Source organism: Bradyrhizobium sp. AZCC 1693 (assembly GCF_036924745.1).
In the GTDB taxonomy this organism is placed as follows: domain Bacteria; phylum Pseudomonadota; class Alphaproteobacteria; order Rhizobiales; family Xanthobacteraceae; genus Bradyrhizobium.
This window is the reverse complement of record NZ_JAZHSD010000001.1, coordinates 5,981,188-5,998,993: the sequence shown is the minus strand read 5'-3', so window position 1 is coordinate 5,998,993 and position 17,806 is coordinate 5,981,188. Positions and strand designations below refer to the sequence as shown.

The window sequence follows — 17,806 nt, the reverse complement described above, 5'->3', positions numbered from 1 at the left end:
GCTCACCATTCGCCGTGATCGAGGATTTGCCGGGCAAGGAAGGATTCCGCTCGCCGCCAGGCCGCATCGTCGTCGCCGCGGAAGCTGATATAGCGATCGAACACGACTTTCCGCGCTTTCACGTCGATGACGTCGAATTTGGCCTGCTGTATCAGCGTGCTCATCTTGTGAAAGCGGCCAATCAATAGATGGGTGGCGCCAGCCTCCTTCGCCTTGCTCAACAGTTGACTGTCACCGATGTCGCCCACCGAGCAGGCGTTTGGCGGACATTCAAGCGCTGCATTCGCTATCTTTCCGCTCGCTACCATATCGCTGCGCAACGCGGCTTCGAATTCACGCAGCCGCCGGCGATGGTCGGCGCTTTGATCGATCACCTCACCCGAGGTGTCGACATAGTGGATTTCGGCGACGGCGAAGATGAGTTGCTTGTCCTGCGCCTGCACCAGCAGACGGTTCTCGATCAGCCACCGCGCCCCGCGGCTCCAGGCCACGTTGGCGCCCATGCGCAGGTCGGTCTGGCCGATCGCGACGATCGTCCCGGATCGTGCGTCGCGAAGTTTGTAGGTCACCGTGTATTCTGTTCGGGTAATGCGCGTGACGATCCCGATCATCGACTGATCTGCATCGAGGCCGGCAGCGATCCTGGCTTCGCAGCCGTCGCAATCCCGCAGCTTGCCAGCTTTCGCCGCCTGGTCGTTCACCGCGCTGACGTCGACCAACTGGTAGCGCCCGGATGCCGCGATCAGCCGACGGCCTTCCTCGGTCGACAGCCGCAATTGCTCGCGGTCGATGTCATCAGGGGGCACGTAGGCGGCCCCGGCGCTGAAATCCTCCAGCTCGAACGGAAACACCGCAATTTTGATCGGAGACGGTGGGACCGTCTCGGCGGTCGCAGCCGCCGATAGCGCTGCAAGCACCATTGCCGGAGCGAGGATAAGGGCGATGTAGCGCATGGAACACCTCGAAACTGCCAAGTCGGAGCTGTCTTACTCGTTGCAAGTTCGCCCGATCTGCTGCCCCGCCCGAAACGGCAGCTTTCCCTGGATTGGCCGGGTGAAATACCCGATCTTGTCCCTGCCCCTCTTGCCCCGCTTTCTTCCCGGCGAAATTTGCCTCTATAGTCGAAGCCATTGGCAGGAAGCTTGGGGAGGAAGCTTGCGACAGGCATCCAACTCCGTGGCGAGCCGCCCGCCCGCTATCGATCTGAAGCTGCGGCTGGCGTTACGCGTCGCGGCGCTCGCGGCCATTTGCTTCATCGCAGTCGCGGCCTACGCCCTGTTTGACAGCGACCGTGTCGCGAAGGCCAAGGCGAGCCGTATCGCCGAGATCGTGGCCCGGGATATTTCGTTGCAGCTATCGCAGGCGCGGTGGCTCTCCGTGTCCATCAACGCAACTCCGGATCTGCAGGGGATCGCAGCGCTGATGGAGCCGGGCCTCTGCATCGCCTACCGCGACAACGCCGGCGCGTTTCGCCAAGGCGTCTGCAGCGGGGCGCCCGCCGACGAAACCGCCGCGCCCGAAATCTTCGCATCGCTCTATCGCGCCATCTTTCGTCCGGGTGAGCCGATCTCGATGCCGGTTCTCGTGGCGGGCAGCGCCCGCGGCGTCGCGGTTGCCACCTTCGACCCCGCCGCCCAGATCGGCCAGAGTTGGCGCGAGGCGAGCCGGCTGCTCTCCATCATGGCGTTCGCGCTGGCGGGGCTTTGCGTTGCGGTCTATGCCGCGCTGGCGCGCGCGCTGCGGCCGACCCGGGCCATTGGCGCCGGGCTGAACCGGCTTGCGGCGAACGATCTTTCCGCACGCCTGCCCCGTTTCGATCTCGCGGAATTGTCTGTCATCTCCGGCGTCTTCAACACCCTTGCAGAGCGGCTGCAGACCACGCTTGCCGAACGCAACGCCTTGACGCGAAAGCTGATCGAAGTGCAGGACGAGGAGCGGCGCCATCTTGCCCGCGAGTTGCACGACGAATTCGGCCAGTCGCTTTCCGCGATTGCGGCGCAGGCCGCCGCGGCCGCCCACACCGCGGAGCGCGAATGCCCGCCGCTCTACGAGGAATGCCGGGGCATCTCGCGCACGACCGCGCATATGATGGATACCCTGCGCGGCGCGCTGGTGCGGCTGCGTCCGCCGGATGTCGAGGAACTCGGCCTCACCCTCAGCCTCGAAAGCCTGGTGGCGAGTTGGAACGGTTTTGAGAAGGGCCGCACCCGATTTGAGATTGCTGTCACTGGCGAGGCCGACGATTTGCCGCCCGGTGTCAGCGCCAGTCTTTACCGGATCGCGCAGGAGGCGATCACCAATGCGGCAAAGCATGCACAAGCCAGGTGCGTGCAATTGCGTCTCGAGGCCGGCGATGCCGACATCGTCCTGACCGTCGAGGATGACGGCGAAGCGGCGCCCATGAGCCTCACGCCGAAGGCCGGCATGGGACTGCTCGGCATGCAGGAGCGCGTGGTTTCGCTCGGAGGGAGCTTGCAATTCGAACGGCGGGAGGCGGGCGGCGCCCGGCTTGTCGCGCGCATTCCCACCATGCGGGCGGAGCCTTAGACATGGCAGCCTTGGACATGACGGACACCGCAGGCCGCACGCGCGTGATGCTGGTGGACGACCACGCCATCGTGCGCGAGGGCTATCGCTCGCTGTTGCAGAAGCAGGATCGCCTTCAAGTCGTCGCCGAAGCCGGCAACGGGGCGGATGCCTATCGCGTCTACAAGGAAGCCAGGCCCGACCTCGTCATCATGGACCTGTCGATGCCGGGCATTGGCGGGGTCGAGGCCATCAGGCGCATCCGGCAATGGGACAAGTCCGCGCGCATTCTCGTCTTCACCATGCACCAGAGCGCCGCCTATGCGGTGCAGGCGATCAAGGCCGGCGCACGCGGCTATGTCACCAAAAGCAACCCGCCCGACGCGCTGCTGCGCGCGATCACCGAGGTCATGGCCGGACGCATCGCGCTCAGCCCCGACATCGACCACGAACTCGCCATCAACAGCCTCGCCGACGAGCCTTCGGCGATCGACGCACTGAGCCCACGGGAATTCGAAATCCTGCGCATGCTGCTGGCGGAGAAGTCCGTGGATGAGATCGCAAACACGCTGCATATCAGCGTCAAGACCGTGGCCAACACGCGCTATCAGATCCGCGCCAAGCTCGGCGTCGGCTCCGACATCGAACTGGTGCGCCTGGCGCTGCGCCAGCGGATCATCGCCGCGGAGGATATCGGGAGCTAGTCTGGGAGAAACGTGCCATGCGCAAATTCCCCTCGTGCTTCGGACAGGTCTCTGCGACACTTCTGGCCAACAAATATCAGATGGGGAGAAACGCATGCCGGCTATTCTCGGCTCGGGCGAGCACCGTTACCGCGTGGTCGAAAACTGGGCGAAGCTGCCGGATGGCTGGAGCCTGACCGACGCCGCTTCGGTCGCTGTCGACAGCAAGGACCGCATCTATGTGTTCAACCGCGGCGACCATCCGATGGTGGTGCTCGACCGCGAGGGCAATTTCATCACGAACTGGGGCGAAGGCCTGTTCAACCGCGCGCATGGCCTGCACATCGATGCCGACGACAATCTCTATTGCACCGATGACGGCGACCACACCGTGCGCAAGTGCACGACCGACGGCAAGGTGCTGCTGACCATCGGCATTCCGAACAAGCCGACACCGTTCATGAGCGGCGAGCCGTTTCACCGCTGCACCCATACCGCGCTATCGCCGAAGGGCGAGATCTATGTCTCGGACGGTTATGGCAATGCCTGCGTCCACAAATATTCGCCTGATGGAAAGCTGCTCAAGACCTGGGGCGAGCCTGGCACCGATCCCGGCCAATTCAACATCGTCCACAATATCGCAACCGATTCCGACGGCTGGGTCTACGTCGCCGACCGCGAAAACCATCGCGTGCAGGTGTTCGACGGCGACGGCAAGTATGAGACGCAGTGGAACTTTCTGCACCGGCCTTGCGCGTTGTGCCGCTGCGGTAGCGGCAAGCAGCCGACCTTCATTGTCGGCGAACTCGGGCCCGGCATGGCCGTCAATCGCAAGGTGCCCAATCTCGGCCCAAGGCTTTCGATCACGGATTCAAAAGGCAAACGCATCGCCCGCCTCGGCGGCGAGAACGGCCCGGGGCTGGAGGCCGGCAAATTCCTCGCCCCCCACGGCATCGCCATGGATTCGAAGGGCGACATCTATGTCGGGGAAGTCGGCGTCACCGACTGGAAGACCAGCTTTCCGGACACGCCGATGCCGCCGGAGGTTCGGGTGAGCCGCTGCCTGCAGAAGTTGGAGAAGATCTAGGCTGTGGCTAGTCAGCCTCGTCCCTCGAACAGATTGTGCTCAAGGGCAAGGCCCTCCCCGACGAGGTCGAAGAAGGCGCGGACCCGCGCGGTTCGTTTGAGGTCGGCGTGGGTCACGATCCATAGTTCGCCAGCCAGATCCGGCACTGGACCGGGCAGCGCGCGCGCGAGATCGGCATCTTCGTCGCCGAGATAGCAGGGAAGCAGCACGAGACCGATGCCGGCTTTCGCGGCGGTGAACTGATTGACGAGGCTGTTGGTCCGGTAGACGAAGGCGTCGTCCGGCGCCGTTCGATTGAGCCAATCGGCAGCCAAGATGCCAACAGCCGTTTCTTCCCATCCGATCAGGGCGTGACGGCCGAGATCTTCCGGGGATGAAAGGCCCCCGCCGCTCTCCTCGAGATAGGCTATAGCGCCATATATCGTCCATGCGACATCGGCGAGCTTGCGACCCCACAGATCACCTTCCTTCGGCCGCATCGGGCGAAGCGCGATATCAGCCTCGCGCCGCGAGAGGTTGAGCACGCGATTGTCGACCACGAGTTCGACGACGATGCCGGGATGGGTCTGCCGGAACGTTGCGAGATGGCTGGTCAGCTTTCGATGAGCCAACGTCTCGGAGGAAGTGACGCGCAAGCGGCCGGAGAGACGGTGGTCGCGACCGGCAATGTCGCGGCCGATGGCGAGCGCCTCATCTTCCATCCGCTCGGCCGCCGCAGCCATACGCTCTCCGGCCGATGTCGCCTGGTATGCGCCGCCGGGAAGCCGTTCGAACAGGCGAACTCCAAGCCGCGCTTCCAGGGCATTCAGGCGCCGGAACGCGGTCGAGTGGTCGATATCCAACGCTTTGGCGGCGCCAGTGAGGCTGCTTGCCCGATGCACCGCCAACACGAGTTGGGGCTCGTTCCAGTCCTCCATGGCTGCACAGCTAGGGGTTCCTTGCAGTTTCGCAAGTGACGCTGGCGCAATTCCAATGTGCTTTCCGCGCCGCCAGACGTTACCTGTCGGAGCAACGCGAAAGCGCGATGAGGGAACACAGCATGACACCGGTGCAGCTTTGCACCGAAGCATGCGGCCGCTGCGTCATCTCGCTGATCGACCAACCCTGAACATGGGAGTTGAGCCATGGGAGCTCCGTCCCCCGAACTTTGCAATCTCTGGCTGGCGCGCGCGTTCAACGCACAGGACGTCGATGCCGCGGCGGCGATGTATCACCCTGACGCCTCGATCGTTCAGGTCGACGAGGTCCATGGCGGCAGCAGCATTGCGCGCGGCGCCGACGGCATCCGCAAGACGATGGCCGCCTATGTCGGATTGAAGCCGCACATGGATGTCGTGACCCATCACACGACGGTTTCCGGCGATTTCGCGATGACGCGATCGCAATGGCTGATCAAGGGCACCGACAAGGACGGCAAGCCAACCGAAGTGCATCATCACGGCATGGAGGTTCATCGCCGGTTACCTGATGGCAGCTGGGTGTTTTTCATGGACCATCCGTTCGGCGCCGATCCGGAATGGGCGGTCAAAGCCCCGCCGCACACTGAATAGCCCAGCCCGTGATACTCAAGCCCGTGCAGACCACCAGGAGAATAGACAATGCAAGAACTAGCAACGCTCGCCAGCATCGTCGCCGCGCTCAGCATTGGCGTGATCAGCCCCGGGCCGAGCTTCGTGATGGTGGCTCGCGTGGCTGTCGCATCAAGCCGAATCCGGGCGCTTGCCACAGCGTAGGTATGGGCGTGAGAGGCGCCATCTTCGGCGCGGCGGCACTGCTCGGCCTGGGCCTGAAGCTCGTCACCAGCGCTGCCAAGCCGTAACGGCTACTGCTCAAACCTCGCCGATCGCCTCCCGCCTGCGTTTGTCGGATTCTTCCGCGTAGCGACGCATGGCATGGGCTTCAGTGAGAATCCCGACCGGCCGGCGTTCGCCATCGGCTTCGACGACCGCCAGCGATTCTGCTTCGGCAGCATCAAAGACAGCGATGGCTTCCTGAATGTTCATGACCGGATGCAGCACGACGTCGCGATGATGCAGGATGCCGACAAGGCCGCGCGCGGCGTCGATTTCCGGTGCGTGTGCTTCGGCTACCACCGCGAGCCCGACATAGCGCCCGGTAGCATCGACCGCGACGACCTGCGTCTTCGACCCCAGCGGAAATTTCACCCGGAAGGCCTCGATCCCGATACCGGCATCGACCGTGGCGACATCCGGCCGCATCAGGCGCCGGACCGTGAGATCGCGGATCCAGCCGACGTCGGCGGCGCTGCGGATGGTCTCGCCGCGCAGATGCAGGCGCCAGGTCGCAAAGGAGTAGCCGAACAATTCGCGGGTGATCTGGGTGGAGATCATGACCGCGACCAGCACCACCGTGGTGAGCCAAAGGTTGCCGGTCGATTCCAGTGCGATGAACGACATCGTCAGCGGGCCGCCGATCACGGACGCCGACAGCGCGCTCATCCCGATCACGGCATAGACATTGGGATCCAGCGCAAGACCCGGCCAGACCAGGTCGACGCCGGCGGCGTACAGGCGGCCGCCGAGCGCGCCCATGAACAGCGTGGCGAAGAACAATCCGCCGCGGAAGCCGGAGCCAAGCGAGACGATCGAGGCCAGCGCCTTCAGGACGAAGACTCCGGCGATGATCTGCAACGGCATCGAGACGAGGCCGGAAAAATGCAGTGCGCCATGCCCCGATGACATCACCTGTGGCGTCAGCAGCGCGAGCAGACCGACCGCGAGGCCGGCGAGTGCCGGGCGCAGCGGCGGCCAGAGACGGGTCTTCGCAAGTCCCGCCTCGCATAACGCCACGCCGCGCATGATGAGGATGCCGAACAGCGCCGCCAGAACGCCGAGCAGCGCGGCAACCGCAAGATCGCGCCCGACCACGTCGCCGACCGGGCCGATGCTGATGCCGAGCGACAATTCCTGAAATCCATGCGTGACAAAATAACCCGCCACGGCGGCGACGCCGACCGGCGTCAGGCTCGCTGGCGTATAGCCTCCGATCACGAGTTCGAACGCATAGAACGCACCGGCGAGGGGGGCGCCGAACGCGCCCGAGATCGCAGCCGCCGCTCCGCAGCCGACCATGATGCGCTGGTCGGCGCGGCGCAGGTGAAATCCACGGCCGAGCGATGCGGCAAGACCGCTCGCAAGCTGGGTATATCCCGCTTCAAGGCCGACCGACGCCCCGACGCCGCTGGACCAGGTGGTCTGCAGGGCCACGATGACACTGCCGCGAAACGACATCCGCCCGCCATGCAAGGCGTTGGCCTCGATCGGATCGATCTCGCGCGCGGGACGCCAGCGCAGCAACAGCAGTAACGCCGCCCCCAGCAGCAAGCCGCCGAGGCTCGGAACCAGCACAGCCCGCAGCGCCTCGATACTCGGCTGGCTGGAAAGCCGCTCCGTGATGCTGATGTTGAACAGCAGCGCGTGCAGGGCCGCCACCGCCACACTCATCGCCAGCACCACCAAGCCGCCGATGGTTCCGATCATCGCCGCCAGCACCACCAGGCTCGTTTCATGGGCGCGAACGAACGCCCGCAACCGGCGCGGCGCCTCAAGATAACGTGAAGGGGTGCCCATTTCTGAGGTCCGCCAGCGGCCAAACGACGCCTGTCCGTCCGATTTAGCGGTCTTCGCGGCCACGATGCAAATCCGGGCGGAACGGTGACACCGGCGGATAAGGCCCGGAACGCTCTTCACAATCCCGTCACGCTGCCTGTAGTATGCAAAGGCGCATGCTGCTTCGCAGCTAACATGGGGGTCAGGAGCGTTACTTGAACGCACATGTCTCGCAGGGCGGTTGGCCGGTACTGGTGCTGAACGCGGATTTCCGGCCGCTGAGTTACTACCCGCTGTCTCTCTGGTCGTGGCAGGACGCGATCAAGGCGGTGTTTCTCGATCGCGTCAACATCGTCGAGCACTATGACCGCGCGGTGCACAGCCCGAGCTTCGAGATCCAGCTTCCGAGCGTGGTGTCGCTGAAGTCGTTCGTCAAGCCGACCACGCATCCCGCCTTCACCCGGTTCAACGTCTTCCTGCGCGATCGCTTTGTCTGCCAATACTGCCACGCGCATGACGACCTGACCTTCGATCACATCATCCCGCGCAGCAAGGGCGGCCAGACCACCTGGGAAAATGTCGTCGCGGCCTGCTCGCCGTGCAATCTGCGCAAGGGCAATCTGACGCCGCAGCAGGCGCGGATGTTTCCGCGGCAACACCCGTTCGCGCCGACGGTCCATCAACTGCATCGGAACGGGCGATTGTTTCCGCCGAACTATCTGCACGATAGCTGGCTGGATTATTTATATTGGGATACCGAGCTCGATCCGTAAGGTTCGGCGCGTCGCGGATTTATCCAAGCTTCCATCGGTTGGCGATCCCTTCGGTTCAAGCCGGCAGCGACATCAAGACAAGTGCGTTTCGCCTCCGAAGGCATCCGCCGTAGCGAGATTGGATCTCCGGTGACTGGCGCGGCATTTCGGTACAGCGAAGGCCTCGCCAGCGCCTGGCCTCAGGCAGGATACCTCGCTGCCACACCGCGTCGCTATGGCCCCCAACCAAAATATCGAAAACAACCCCATGCAAAGTAGCGGGCGATCGTCGACATGGACGCTTTGCGCGAATACTTGACACGTCGGGCAAATCAGCGGCACTCCTCCATCATTGCACAATCCGTTAAAACCCCGAGGGCCCGCAATAGCGCTGTCCGGTGTGATTTTGGGCGAGGAGCCCTACCCGCAGTCGAACTTGCATTAGCCCGCCGCAGCGAGTGATCGTCTGCGCGTTGCCGCTGCTCGACCGTCCTTGTGTAGTGCGGCGGTGCGCTGGACGTGGGACCCGGATAAAGCGGCGGTGAACCGTGCCAAGCACGGCCTGTTGTTCGAAACCGCGGTGCTGGTGTTTGATGATCCGCTCAGCCTCGAAGCCCGACCCGCATCCGGATGGAGATCGCTGGCACACCATCGGACTTGTCGGGCCGGTGTTGCTGCTGGTGATTCACACCTGGCCGGAAGCCGAATCCGAAGCAGGCGAGCCGGTCGGCCGCATCATCAGCGCGCGAAAGGCCACCGCCCACGAAAGGAAAGCCTATGAAGAAGGAAACTTCTAAGCGGTTGACGCGTGAGCAACTGGCGGAACTGAAGTCGCTGGGGACGCTACCCGATAGCGCCATCGACACGTCGGACGCGCCGGAACTCCTTGACTGGTCCGGCGCCAAGCGTGGGCTGTTCTATCGGCCCGTCAAGCAGCAACTGACACTTCGCCTCGATGCCGATGTCGTCGCCTGGTTCAAGAGCCACACGAAATCCAATGAAGGCTATCAAACACGCATCAATCGGGCGTTGCGCGAGTACGTGCAAGGTCAGGCAAGCAAGGGTCGGCGGTCTCGGGCTTGAGATCACGCAGGGCTCACACGTCCGCGACGCGATGAGGATCCGGCGATGTTCGCGCGGGCCGCGGCGGCGACATCGCACAGTATCGTGCAAAATCGTAAAGTGGCGCGGCATTGCGGGCGCGCCAATCACCTCGCGGCCTATTCAGATTTGATAGTCCATGTCGGCCATGCTCGCGCCAGGCGCCGTCGGCGGAGATTTCTTCTTCGGGAGTTCAGCGACCATAGCCTCCGTGGTGACCAGCAGGCCCGCCACCGACGCGGCGTCCTCGAGTGCCGTGCGCACCACCTTGGTGGGATCAATGATGCCCTTTGAGATCAGGTTACAGAACTCGCCGGTCTGGGCATCAAATCCGAAGGCGTATGTATCCTTGTCCAGGATCTTGCCGACCACGAGCGAGCCATCCTCGCCGGCGTTGATGGCGATCTGGCGCGTCGGCCATGACAGCGCTTTCTTCACGATCTCGACGCCATAGCGCTCATCCGCGTTGGCCGCTTTCAACCTATCGAGCGCCTTGACGGCACGGAGCAGGGGAACGCCGCCGCCGGGCAGAATGCCTTCCTCGACTGCCGCGCGGGTCGCATGCAGCGCGTCGTCGACGCGATCCTTGCGCTCCCTCACCTCGACCTCGGTGGCCCCGCCAACACGGATCACCGCAACGCCGCCCGCGAGCTTGGCGAGCCGTTCCTGGAGTTTCTCACGATCGTAGTCGGAGGTCGTCTCCTCGATCTCGGCCTTGATCTGGGCAATGCGAGCCTCGATATCCGCCTTCTTGCCGGCGCCGCTGACGATTGTCGTATCCTCCTTTTCGATCCTCACATTCTTGGCGCGGCCCAACATACTAATGGTAACGTTCTCCAGCTTGATACCGAGATCCTCGGAGATCATGCTGCCGCCGGTAAGGATGGCGATGTCCTGAAGCATCGCCTTGCGGCGATCGCCGAAGCCGGGCGCTTTCACCGCCGCGACTTTCAGTCCGCCCCGCAGCCTGTTGACGACAAGGGTGGCAAGCGCCTCGCCCTCCACGTCCTCGGCAATGATGAGCAGCGGTTTGCCTGACTGCACGATCGATTCAAGCAACGGCAGCATTGGCTGCAGTCCCGACAGCTTCTTTTCATGGACCAGAACGTACGGATCTTCGAGCTCGACCCGCATCTTCTCGGCGTTGGTGATGAAGTAGGGCGAGATATAGCCGCGGTCGAACTGCATGCCCTCGACCACGTCGAGTTCGGTCTGCAGCGACTTGGCCTCCTCCACGGTAATGACGCCGTCGTTACCGACCTTCTTCATGGCATCGGCCAGGAAGCGGCCGATCTCGGCGTCGCCGTTGGCCGAAATGGTCGCAACCTGCGCGATCTCGTCGTTCGAGGTGATCTTTTTCGAGTTCTTCTCGATATCAGCGATCAGCGTATCGATAGCGCGGTCGATACCGCGCTTGAGGTCCATCGGATTCATGCCTGCGGCGACGGCCTTCGCCCCCTCTTTCACGATCGCCTGGGCAAGCACGATGGCAGTCGTGGTGCCGTCGCCAACGCGATCCGACGTCTTCGACGCCACCTCGCGCACCATCTGGGCGCCCATGTTCTCGAACTTGTCGTCGAGTTCGATCTCCTTCGCGACCGTCACGCCGTCCTTGGTGATGCGTGGCGCACCGAACGACTTTTCGATAACGACGTTTCGTCCTTTCGGACCAAGCGTGACTTTCACCGTATTGGCGAGAATGTCGACGCCGCGCAGCATCTTCTCGCGGGCATCGACCGAAAATTTGACTTCCTTGGCAGCCATGGTCTTGCTCCTAAGATACTGTTCTTCGGTTGCTCACTACGTCGGGTGGGCTTTCAAGCCGCCTTGCGGCTGGCGCCGGACTCCACCAGCACGCCCATGATGTCGTTTTCTTTCATGATCAAATACTCGGTGCCGTCGATCTTGACCTCGGTGCCCGACCATTTGCCGAACAGCACGCGATCGCCCACCTGAAGGTCGATCGGAACGAGCCTACCGGCCTCGTCGCGCCCTCCGGGGCCGACCGCAACGACCTCGCCCTGCTGCGGCTTCTCCTTGGCGGTATCGGGAATGATAATGCCTCCGGCAGTCTTCTCCTCGGCCTCGACACGTTTAACGACTACCCGATCATGAAGCGGACGGAATTTCATTGCGCTCCTCCTAAGCGGCTTGCGAACGTTGACGGGATCACAGCCATCGAGTGGGCGATCGCTGGCTGCAGTATGCGACCTAGGTGGATCAGCGTTGCGCTTCAAGTGGCTTGCGGCAAAATGGTTGATGGCAGGCGGCTGGAGGCGTCCCAGGAACGAACGGTTGCATGGTCAGTTATCTCCTTGCCTGCCGTGCAGGACTGCCACCGCCTTGCGGCGGCGTGTCTCCTGAGCAGGCTTGAAAGCAACCGACGGTTCGAGGCGCAGCCGTGCTTACCGCGCCCGTACATCAATTGCGCTCGCCGCCGCATGTCGTCGTGGTCGGAAACGAGAAGGGCGGCTCGGGTAAAACCACAATCGCGATGCATGTCGCCGTTGCGCTGCTGAAGGCCGGCCAGCGCGTCGCAACCGTCGACCTCGACGGCCGACAGCGGACCCTCACCCATTATGTCGAGAGCCGGCGCGGCTGGGCGCGGCGGCGCCAGATAGATCTGGAGTTGCCGACGCATTTCTGCATCGCACGCGTCGAAGGTGCCATGGTGGCGGAAAACGAGGCCGCCGAATGCTCCAGTTTCCAGCGGGCCATAGCCGCTGCGCAGGATCGCCATGACTTCGTCGTGATCGATACGCCCCCGCATGACAGCTATCTCATGCGGCTCGCGCATTCGATCACCGACACCCTGGTGACGCCGCTCAACGACAGTTTTCTCGACCTCGATGTGCTGGCGACGCTCGATCCGGTCACGTTGACGGTCACCGGGGTCAGCCATTACGGCGAGTTGGTGCGCGAGACGCGCCGCCATCGCCGGCCGGTCGATGGCGGCCGCATCGATTGGGTGGTCGTTCGCAACCGGATTTCGCCGCAACGATCATCTACCGCCCAGGTTCTTTGCGGCTGCTTGCAGGAGCTCGCCCTTAATGCAGGTTTCCGGGTAGCGACCGGCTTTCACGAGCGGCCGATTTATCGGGATCTTTTCCCCCGCGGGCTCACCGCGCTGGACGAGCTATGCGAGACAATGCCCGGCATCGACGGGGAGGCGTCACGCCTGCCCGCGCGCGGCGAGGTTCAGGGACTGCTCGAGGCATTGAAGCTGCCGATCAACGATCGCGGTCGCCGCCGCGCAGCGCTTCGCGCTGAATGGTTTGCTTCACGCGATCGCCCGCTGGATACCGATATCCTGGCCGGTTCCTAAACTGCGAGGCCATCACGATGGAACTTGCGGCCAAAAACTCGTGAGCGCCGGGAACGACCGCGCGTGGCGTGGGTTCGGTTGGAAGCCGTAACAAGGCAGTAAAGGAGATTGCGGAACATGACAACGAGATCGCGCATTTGCTCGACGGCCGGCCTGGCGATCGCCGGCGCGTTGGCCTTCGGCGTCACCGGTGCATCGGCGCAGGCAATCTATGTGGATTCGTATGTGGATTCGTATGCCGACCCCTATTCGGCGCCAGTGGCTCCGGGCAGCGTTTACGTCGCACCGGCGCCGGTTATCGCGGCACCGCCGATTGTACGGCCACGCACCGTCGTGGTGAGCCCTCGGACCTATGTGCCAGCCCCCGCGTTTGGCGCACCGGTGCCTTCTTTCGGCTACGCCCCCTACGACTACACCACGGAAGTCGGCTACCCGGTTTCCGGCTGGTGAGCCCGGTCGCGTAGACGCCCGACTCCCGCGCAGGAAGGCCCCGCCGAGGCGGGGCCTTTCTTTTTGCGGTCTGCTTTGCGGCCGGGGTGACGGCGTTCTCAGCTCCCGGCGGTCAACCGCGGCGGATTTTGATACCGCAGCCATAGCTCGGCGGCTGCCAGCGCAACAACAAGGATGCCGATCACGACATGGACGGTCATCGCGGTTGTTCCTTGGAATCCCAACAACCATGGCGACACGATCGCCCAAAGCCCGGCGACAAGGTTCAGCCACTCTTCCCACTGCGCAAATGCTGCAAGGGCAGCGACGGAAAGGATTGCGATGACAATGCCAGTGATCCAGGCATTTTGCGACGGAATTCCAGCCGCAAATCCGAAAATCCACGGCGAGAGAACTAGCACCGCGCCGAGGATCAGGTTCGCCAAGTCGCAATATTTTTCATTCGACCACACGTTCATGGCTCCTCCTTCCGGGAGCCGATGCAAACGCTATCGGCGCCTATGCCGATAGTGAAACGGGAGAAACGGCTCCCAATGTCTCCGTGTTGCAAACGCAAATCAGAACGTCTGGTTCCATCCGGGCCGCTTCAAGGTCGGCTGGCCTGGCTTGCTTCCGGACGGCTGCCTTGTGTTGTCGGGCGAAGGCTGCGGTGTTCCCGCGGGTTTCGTGACCGTCCGCATGGCTTGATGCGAAAGCACCGACGCCCACCGGCGTTCCGCTCGCTCCAGAACGTGCCGGGGCAAGTTGGGTTCATCCATTTGCGCTCTCCAAAATTGAGATTGTTTGCGGGCTTAACCGGACAAGGTGCAGCTGGTTCCAAATCGAGAATTTCGACCAGGGGGTTGAAACCAGGTGGAGGTGGGCTGGATTGTCCGCTCGCCGCGGACGCGCTCCGGGCGCGTTCTCGAGCCCGGTGAGACCCGTAGGATTTTTCGGCATTGAGATCGTCAAGCTTGCCGGCCTGCCCCTTACCGGGAAAGCCCATGATGAAGACGCGCGGCTTCATCTGAGCCGCGGGCCGACGCATTCCAAGGCGCGGACCGATCTCGCGAACGACGACCCGTCGACTCAGATAGCTGATGGCCATGTCGCGCTCGATGTTCTCCCCGGTCACCTCGCGCGTGGGGCCGGCCATGATCCCGGTCGTGAAAATGACAAGGTCAAGTTCCTCCGCCGGCAACAGCCGGGCGACGCGCTGGGCCTCGCGCATCAGGCTCAGGTCAGCCTTGATGAACTCGATGCCCGGCAGGTCGGCATCGCGAAAGTTTTGGCCCTTGCACGCGGAGGCCATCGTCGCCGACGATCTGGCGGCAGGCCGGCTGCGCCGCGTGGCAGGCCTCTCCGATTTCCGTCTATGCCATCACCGAGACGCGGCTATTGCCCGCGAAGACGCAGCGCTTCGTTGAATTCCTCGGCGAGCGCCTGGGTCGGACATGATGCCACCAGCCCCGGGAGGCAAGCTGCGCCCTTCACCCGGCCATCTAATTCTGTCACGATACTTTTGAGGCGCCCGCCTCGTCAGAACCACAAGAGCGGCATCAACGCCCTCAACGGAAACGCCCCCATGCTCATTCCCATCGCCGATGTGCCGCGCTGGTATGCCGAACGCAAGCCAAAGGGCACGATCGCCGTCAGTCACGGGGCCGACGTGCTCACCTGGGAGCAACTCGAGCGCAACGCTAACCGACGCGCGCGCGCCTTCGCCGCCAAGGGCGTCAAGCCCGGCGATTTCGTCGCCATCGGGCTGCCCAACAGCAATGTATTTTTCGAGACCACTTTTGCGGTGTGGAAATGTGGCGCGACGCCGACGTCGCTGACCTGGCGATTGCCGCGCGGCGAGGCTGCCGCGGTGCTCGACATCCTCAAACCATCCTTGGTGGTCGGCGGCCAGCCGGATTGGAACGCGCCCAATTCACTGCCCGCCGATTTCGTGCCGGAAGGCGTGTCGGACGAACCGGTGAACAATCCGGTGGCGCGCTACTGGAAGGCGATGACCAGCGGCGGCTCGACCGGTCGCCCGAAAGTGATCCTCGATCACCGACCTGCCGTGATCGATACCGCCGGACCGGCGGCGCTCGGCATGCCGCTCGGTGCTTCCCTGCTCAACCCCGGCCCGCTCTACCACAACGCCCCCTTCATCGTTTCGCACACCGCGCTGTTCAACGGCGGACGCGTCACCGGCCTCGTCAAGTTCGACGCCGAGGAATGCTTGCGCCTGATCGAGGCCAGCCGGGTACAGTGGGTCAACTTCGTGCCCACCATGATGCACCGGATCTGGGCGCTGCCCGACGAGGTGCGCAACCGCTACGACTTGTCGAGCCTGCAGATCGTGTTTCACATGGCAGCACCCATGCCGCCATGGCTAAAGGAAAAATGGATCGAGTGGCTGGGGCCCGAGCGCATCTACGAACTCTATGGCGGCACCGAAGCACAGGGCGCTACGATCATATCGGGCGTTGAATGGCTCGAACACCGCGGCTCGGTCGGCAAGATCGGCGAGACCGCGCGCCTGCGCATCATCGGCGAAGACGGCAACGAGGTCGCCACCGGCGAGACCGGCGAAATTTATTTCTTGCCCAATGACGGCGCCGGCTCGACCTATCACTATCTCGGCGCCGAGCCGAAGCGGCGCGCGGACGGCTGGGAATCGCTCGGCGATATCGGAAGGCTGGATGCCGAAGGCTATCTCTATCTCGGCGACCGCCTCGCCGACATGATTTTGCGCGGCGGCGCCAACATCTATCCGGCGGAAGTCGAGGCCGCGGTGACGGAGCATCCCGAGGTGCGCTCCTGCGTCGTCGTAGGCCTCCCCGATCCGGAATTCGGGCAGCGCGTGCACGCCATCCTCGAACTCGACGGCAGCACGGATGCGCAGGCCGTTGCCGACGGCATGGCCGCGTTCCTGGCCGACCGGCTCAGCCGCTACAAGCACCCGGAAAGTTTTGAGGTGGTCACCGTCGGCCTGCGCGACGATTCCGGCAAGGTCCGCCGCACGCTGCTGCGTGACGAACGCGCCGGCTGGCTGAGGGAGGACCGCGGTTTCCGGATCATGCCCGCCCGGGCGCGGGCAAGCGCGGAATGATCCTCAATTGCCACGGAACATTTGTGAATCTGCCCTCTTATGGGTCGCGTGGCGGCCCATTTTGGGGGACACTTTCAAGACGGCCGTTTGCAGCATAGATTGTCATGAATTTCCTGCGTCTTCGCCTCGCCCCGAAGCGCGCCGGTTCGCCAGGAGACCATCCATGCCCTCTTTGACCGAGTGGAGAGTGCCGCCCGCAAACCAGCCGCGCGCGGGCGATTACGCTTTCGACCTCGACAAAGCCCTGTCGTCGGTGGTCGGGCTGCATTCGATCATCCCGCCCGACGCCTTCAGCGCGGAGACGCTCGGCACCGAACGCGCCGGCAATGGCGTCGTGATCGATGACGGGCTGGTGCTGACGATCGGCTATCTCATCACCGAGGCTGAAGCAGTGTGGCTGCATCGCGGCGACGGCCGCGTGGTGGAGGGACATGCGCTCGGCTTCGATTTCGAATCCGGCTTCGGCCTGGTGCAGGCGCTCGGTGACCTCGATCTCGCGCCGCTGCCGCTCGGCTCTTCCGCGGCCACGCAAATCGGCGACCGCGTGGTGGTCGGCGGCGCCGGCGGGCGCACGCGCTCGGTCGCCAGCCAGATCGCGGCCAAGCAGGAATTCGCCGGCTATTGGGAATATTTGCTGGATGAAGCGATCTTTACCCATCCCGCGCATCCCAATTGGGGCGGCACCGGGCTGATCTCGAGCCGCGGCGAACTGATCGGCATCGGCTCGCTGCAGCTCGAACGCGAGCGTGACGGCAAGGCCGAGCACGTCAACATGATCGTGCCGATCGACCTGCTGAAGCCGGTGCTCGACGACATCAGGAAATTCGGTCGCGTCAACAAGCCGGCGCGGCCATGGCTCGGCATGTACACCACCGAAATCGACAACCGCGTCGTGGTGGTCGGCATCGGCAGCAAGGGACCGGCGGCGCGTGCCGAATTGAAGACGGGCGACGTCATCCTTGCGGTCAACGGCGACAAGATCACCAGCCAGACCGACTTCTACCGAAAATTCTGGTCGCTCGGCGCCGCCGGCGTCGATGTGCCGCTCACGGTCTACCACGAGGGCGTCACCTTCGACGTGGTGCTGAGCTCGATCGATCGCGCCAAGCTGCTGAAGGCGCCAAGGCTGCATTAGCGCCTTTCCGTTCCGGTGATATCGGAACGGGGCTCTGGATTTTCGATTTGACGCGTTTTCTTGACGCGAACCCGTTACCATCCCCGGATCAGGTCC

The 17,806-nt window shown here is 63.6% G+C and carries 19 protein-coding genes and 1 pseudogene; 13 read left to right on the top strand and 7 right to left on the bottom strand.

Annotated elements, in window-relative coordinates:
• Window positions 1-2: 2 nt before the first annotated feature.
• Window positions 3-953: a DUF2380 domain-containing protein gene (locus V1293_RS28445; protein ID WP_334514112.1), complete on the bottom strand. Its 951-nt coding sequence runs from the start codon at window positions 951-953 to the stop codon at window positions 3-5.
• Between the two features lie 202 nt (window positions 954-1,155).
• On the opposite strand from V1293_RS28445, the gene V1293_RS28440 reads away from it, so the two are divergent.
• The 3 genes from V1293_RS28440 (at window position 1,156) to V1293_RS28430 (ending at window position 4,296) form a co-directional block, all read left to right on the top strand.
• Window positions 1,156-2,547, top strand: a complete 1,392-nt coding sequence (locus V1293_RS28440; protein WP_334514110.1) for a sensor histidine kinase — start codon at window positions 1,156-1,158, stop codon at window positions 2,545-2,547.
• Window positions 2,548-2,549: 2 nt separating this feature from the next.
• Window positions 2,550-3,230: a response regulator transcription factor gene (locus V1293_RS28435; RefSeq protein WP_334514107.1), complete on the top strand. Its 681-nt coding sequence runs from the start codon at window positions 2,550-2,552 to the stop codon at window positions 3,228-3,230.
• 94 nt (window positions 3,231-3,324) lie between these two features.
• A complete protein-coding gene (locus V1293_RS28430) occupies window positions 3,325-4,296 on the top strand; it encodes a peptidyl-alpha-hydroxyglycine alpha-amidating lyase family protein (RefSeq protein ID WP_334514105.1) in 972 nt (323 codons plus the stop codon).
• Between the two features lie 11 nt (window positions 4,297-4,307).
• On the opposite strand, the gene V1293_RS28425 is transcribed toward V1293_RS28430, so the two are convergent.
• Complete coding sequence (locus V1293_RS28425; protein ID WP_334514103.1) at window positions 4,308-5,213, bottom strand: LysR family transcriptional regulator; 906 nt, start codon at window positions 5,211-5,213, stop codon at window positions 4,308-4,310.
• Window positions 5,214-5,420: 207 nt separating this feature from the next.
• On the opposite strand from V1293_RS28425, the gene V1293_RS28420 reads away from it, so the two are divergent.
• Entirely contained in the window at window positions 5,421-5,846 is a 426-nt protein-coding gene (locus V1293_RS28420; RefSeq protein WP_334514101.1) for a YybH family protein, read from the top strand.
• Between the two features lie 48 nt (window positions 5,847-5,894).
• Complete coding sequence (locus V1293_RS28415) at window positions 5,895-6,029, top strand: hypothetical protein (RefSeq protein WP_334514100.1); 135 nt, start codon at window positions 5,895-5,897, stop codon at window positions 6,027-6,029.
• A 96-nt stretch (window positions 6,030-6,125) separates the two neighbouring features.
• Here V1293_RS28415 and V1293_RS28410 read toward each other — a convergent pair whose 3' ends face one another.
• A complete protein-coding gene (locus V1293_RS28410; protein WP_334514098.1) occupies window positions 6,126-7,886 on the bottom strand; it encodes a chloride channel protein in 1,761 nt (586 codons plus the stop codon).
• A gap of 194 nt (window positions 7,887-8,080) precedes the next feature.
• Here V1293_RS28410 and V1293_RS28405 point away from each other — a divergent pair, with 194 nt between their 5' ends.
• The 3 genes from V1293_RS28405 to V1293_RS28395 all read left to right on the top strand — a co-directional run bounded on the left by V1293_RS28405 (window position 8,081) and on the right by V1293_RS28395 (window position 9,700).
• A complete protein-coding gene (locus tag V1293_RS28405) occupies window positions 8,081-8,638 on the top strand; it encodes an HNH endonuclease (RefSeq protein ID WP_214493640.1) in 558 nt (185 codons plus the stop codon).
• A gap of 572 nt (window positions 8,639-9,210) precedes the next feature.
• A complete protein-coding gene (locus V1293_RS28400) occupies window positions 9,211-9,414 on the top strand; it encodes a BrnT family toxin (protein WP_334514096.1) in 204 nt (67 codons plus the stop codon).
• Window positions 9,395-9,700 carry a BrnA antitoxin family protein gene (locus V1293_RS28395; RefSeq protein ID WP_334514095.1) on the top strand — a complete coding sequence of 102 codons (306 nt, stop codon included), beginning with the start codon at window positions 9,395-9,397 and terminating at the stop codon, window positions 9,698-9,700. The genes V1293_RS28400 and V1293_RS28395 overlap by 20 nt, the downstream gene beginning before the upstream one ends.
• A 141-nt stretch (window positions 9,701-9,841) precedes the next feature.
• Here V1293_RS28395 and groL read toward each other — a convergent pair whose 3' ends face one another.
• The gene (gene groL / locus V1293_RS28390) at window positions 9,842-11,482 is read right to left on the bottom strand and encodes a chaperonin GroEL (RefSeq protein ID WP_334514094.1); all 1,641 of its coding nucleotides are present in this window, start codon (window positions 11,480-11,482) and stop codon (window positions 9,842-9,844) included.
• 53 nt (window positions 11,483-11,535) lie between these two features.
• On the bottom strand, window positions 11,536-11,850 hold the full coding sequence (groES, locus tag V1293_RS28385; RefSeq protein WP_334514092.1) for a co-chaperone GroES: 315 nt from the start codon (window positions 11,848-11,850) through the stop codon (window positions 11,536-11,538).
• Between the two features lie 269 nt (window positions 11,851-12,119).
• Here groES and V1293_RS28380 point away from each other — a divergent pair, with 269 nt between their 5' ends.
• Together V1293_RS28380 and V1293_RS28375 are read left to right on the top strand one after the other, a co-directional pair.
• Complete coding sequence (locus tag V1293_RS28380) at window positions 12,120-13,043, top strand: division plane positioning ATPase MipZ (RefSeq protein ID WP_334514090.1); 924 nt, start codon at window positions 12,120-12,122, stop codon at window positions 13,041-13,043.
• A 117-nt stretch (window positions 13,044-13,160) separates the two neighbouring features.
• Window positions 13,161-13,493 carry a hypothetical protein gene (locus V1293_RS28375; RefSeq protein ID WP_334514089.1) on the top strand — a complete coding sequence of 111 codons (333 nt, stop codon included), beginning with the start codon at window positions 13,161-13,163 and terminating at the stop codon, window positions 13,491-13,493.
• A 98-nt stretch (window positions 13,494-13,591) separates the two neighbouring features.
• Here the strand turns inward: V1293_RS28375 and V1293_RS28370 are convergent, their stop codons facing one another.
• Together V1293_RS28370 and V1293_RS28365 are read right to left on the bottom strand one after the other, a co-directional pair.
• The gene (locus V1293_RS28370) at window positions 13,592-13,951 is read right to left on the bottom strand and encodes an SPW repeat protein (protein ID WP_334514087.1); all 360 of its coding nucleotides are present in this window, start codon (window positions 13,949-13,951) and stop codon (window positions 13,592-13,594) included.
• Window positions 13,952-14,079: 128 nt separating this feature from the next.
• A complete protein-coding gene (locus V1293_RS28365) occupies window positions 14,080-14,784 on the bottom strand; it encodes a hypothetical protein (protein ID WP_334514086.1) in 705 nt (234 codons plus the stop codon).
• On the opposite strand from V1293_RS28365, the pseudogene V1293_RS28360 reads away from it, so the two are divergent.
• The 3 genes and pseudogenes from V1293_RS28360 to V1293_RS28350 all read left to right on the top strand — a co-directional run.
• Window positions 14,777-14,930 (top strand): annotated as a pseudogene (locus V1293_RS28360) (LysR family transcriptional regulator); the annotation flags it as partial. The gene V1293_RS28365 and the pseudogene V1293_RS28360 overlap by 8 nt on opposite strands.
• A gap of 127 nt (window positions 14,931-15,057) precedes the next feature.
• Window positions 15,058-16,575, top strand: a complete 1,518-nt coding sequence (locus V1293_RS28355) for an AMP-binding protein (protein WP_334514085.1) — start codon at window positions 15,058-15,060, stop codon at window positions 16,573-16,575.
• Window positions 16,576-16,738: 163 nt separating this feature from the next.
• A complete protein-coding gene (locus V1293_RS28350; protein WP_334514083.1) occupies window positions 16,739-17,710 on the top strand; it encodes a S1C family serine protease in 972 nt (323 codons plus the stop codon).
• Window positions 17,711-17,806 lie beyond the last annotated feature (96 nt).

Coding starts and splice junctions, on each gene's coding strand:
- V1293_RS28445 (WP_334514112.1), bottom strand. CDS start 953: ATGCGCTACATCGCCCTTATCCTCGCTCCGGCAATGGTGCTTGCAGCG.
- V1293_RS28435 (WP_334514107.1), top strand. CDS start 2,550: ATGGCAGCCTTGGACATGACGGACACCGCAGGCCGCACGCGCGTGATG.
- V1293_RS28430 (WP_334514105.1), top strand. CDS start 3,325: ATGCCGGCTATTCTCGGCTCGGGCGAGCACCGTTACCGCGTGGTCGAA.
- V1293_RS28425 (WP_334514103.1), bottom strand. CDS start 5,213: ATGGAGGACTGGAACGAGCCCCAACTCGTGTTGGCGGTGCATCGGGCA.
- V1293_RS28420 (WP_334514101.1), top strand. CDS start 5,421: ATGGGAGCTCCGTCCCCCGAACTTTGCAATCTCTGGCTGGCGCGCGCG.
- V1293_RS28415 (WP_334514100.1), top strand. CDS start 5,895: ATGCAAGAACTAGCAACGCTCGCCAGCATCGTCGCCGCGCTCAGCATT.
- V1293_RS28410 (WP_334514098.1), bottom strand. CDS start 7,886: ATGGGCACCCCTTCACGTTATCTTGAGGCGCCGCGCCGGTTGCGGGCG.
- V1293_RS28400 (WP_334514096.1), top strand. CDS start 9,211: ATGATCCGCTCAGCCTCGAAGCCCGACCCGCATCCGGATGGAGATCGC.
- V1293_RS28395 (WP_334514095.1), top strand. CDS start 9,395: ATGAAGAAGGAAACTTCTAAGCGGTTGACGCGTGAGCAACTGGCGGAA.
- groL (WP_334514094.1), bottom strand. CDS start 11,482: ATGGCTGCCAAGGAAGTCAAATTTTCGGTCGATGCCCGCGAGAAGATG.
- groES (WP_334514092.1), bottom strand. CDS start 11,850: ATGAAATTCCGTCCGCTTCATGATCGGGTAGTCGTTAAACGTGTCGAG.
- V1293_RS28375 (WP_334514089.1), top strand. CDS start 13,161: ATGACAACGAGATCGCGCATTTGCTCGACGGCCGGCCTGGCGATCGCC.
- V1293_RS28370 (WP_334514087.1), bottom strand. CDS start 13,951: ATGAACGTGTGGTCGAATGAAAAATATTGCGACTTGGCGAACCTGATC.
- V1293_RS28365 (WP_334514086.1), bottom strand. CDS start 14,784: ATGGCCTCCGCGTGCAAGGGCCAAAACTTTCGCGATGCCGACCTGCCG.
- V1293_RS28355 (WP_334514085.1), top strand. CDS start 15,058: ATGCTCATTCCCATCGCCGATGTGCCGCGCTGGTATGCCGAACGCAAG.
- V1293_RS28350 (WP_334514083.1), top strand. CDS start 16,739: ATGCCCTCTTTGACCGAGTGGAGAGTGCCGCCCGCAAACCAGCCGCGC.